The 1307-nt window shown below is 66.7% G+C and carries 2 protein-coding genes; both read left to right on the top strand.

The annotated features are described in order from the left end of the window. Positions 1-586 (top strand): LysR substrate-binding domain-containing protein (locus JCM19049_RS14435; protein ID WP_279403283.1); only part of this gene is annotated, 586 nt, incomplete at its 5' end. Positions 587-696: 110 nt separating this feature from the next. Next, positions 697-1307, top strand: a 611-nt coding sequence (locus JCM19049_RS14430) for an alcohol dehydrogenase catalytic domain-containing protein (protein WP_279403282.1), incomplete at its 3' end; no start/stop codon positions are given.

The raw sequence follows: 1307 nt of genomic DNA, 5'->3' as shown, positions 1-1307 counted from the left end.
CCGGCCCACCCTGGCGGTGCGCCTGATCGAGGCCAGCCCGGCACGCTGCTACGAACTGCTGGTGGCCGAACGCATTGACCTGGCGGTCGTGGTGGCAATGCAGGCAGACAGCGTGGGGGAGGAGGACCCCCGCTTTGAGCAGACGTTCCTGCTCAACGATCCGCTGGACGTGTTGGTCCCGGCCGGGCATCGGCTGGCCGAGCGGGTCTCGGTGCGCCTGCAGGAGCTGGCCTCCGAGCCCTGGATTACCGACACCGTCGGATCCACCTACCGGGCGCTGTTTACGGCGGCCTTCACCGCGGTGGGCGCCACCCCGCGCATTGCCCACGAGTCCCTGGAGTGGGAGACCATGATCGCCTTCGTCGGTGCCGGGCTCGGGGTGGGCCTGTTGCCGCGGCTGGCACCCATCGGTGGGCATGAAAATGTGCGCAGGCTGCGACTGACCGGGCCAGGACGCCCCACCCGACGCATCGTCGCCGCCGCGCGGCGCGGCAGCATGGACTCCCCTCTGATTGGTCAATGCCTGCAGATCCTGCAGGGGAGGGCGCGCAGCATCCTGGACGAGCGGCTGGACGAGGAGACGTAGGTCGAGCCGACCACGGAGCGCACCCTTGACACCCCCTGTGACGCAGAGCACACTGTTGCTAGGTTGGACTCATTTATCCAACTTATATTTAACAAGGCGGAGGTTCTCAGGTGGGAAACAAGGCAGTGAGCTACGCAGGACCGGGCAAGGTCGAGGTCATCGACACCCCCTATCCGGAATTCGTCCTGCGCGACGGGCCCGGGGTGCACCCAGACAACGTCGGACGCAAGGTGGAGCACGGGGTGATCCTGCGAACCATCGCCACCAACATCTGCGGTTCGGACCAACACATGGTGCGCGGACGCACCACCGCCCCCTCGGGCCTGGTGCTCGGGCATGAAATCACCGGTGAAGTCATCGAGGTGGGGCGGGACGTCGAGTTCGTCAAGGTCGGGGACGTCGTCTCGGTGCCGTTCAACATCTCCTGCGGACGGTGCCGCAACTGCAAGGAAGGCAAGACCGGCATCTGCCTGAACGTGAACCCGGACCGTCCCGGCTCCGCCTACGGGTACGTGGACATGGGCGGCTGGGTGGGTGGCCAGGCCGAATACGTGCTCGTTCCCTACGCGGACTGGAACGTGCTGAAGTTCCCCGACCGCGACCAGGCGATGGAGAAGATCCTGGACCTGGCGATGCTCTCGGACATTTTCCCCACCGGGTACCACGGGGCCGTGGGCGCCGGGGTGGGTGTGGGATCAACCGTGTACGTGGCCGGCGCCGG

The sequence above is a fragment of the Arthrobacter sp. JCM 19049 genome, from assembly GCF_001310435.1.
The sequence above is the reverse complement of the archived record's forward strand: the minus strand, read 5'-3'. Positions and strand labels throughout refer to the sequence as shown.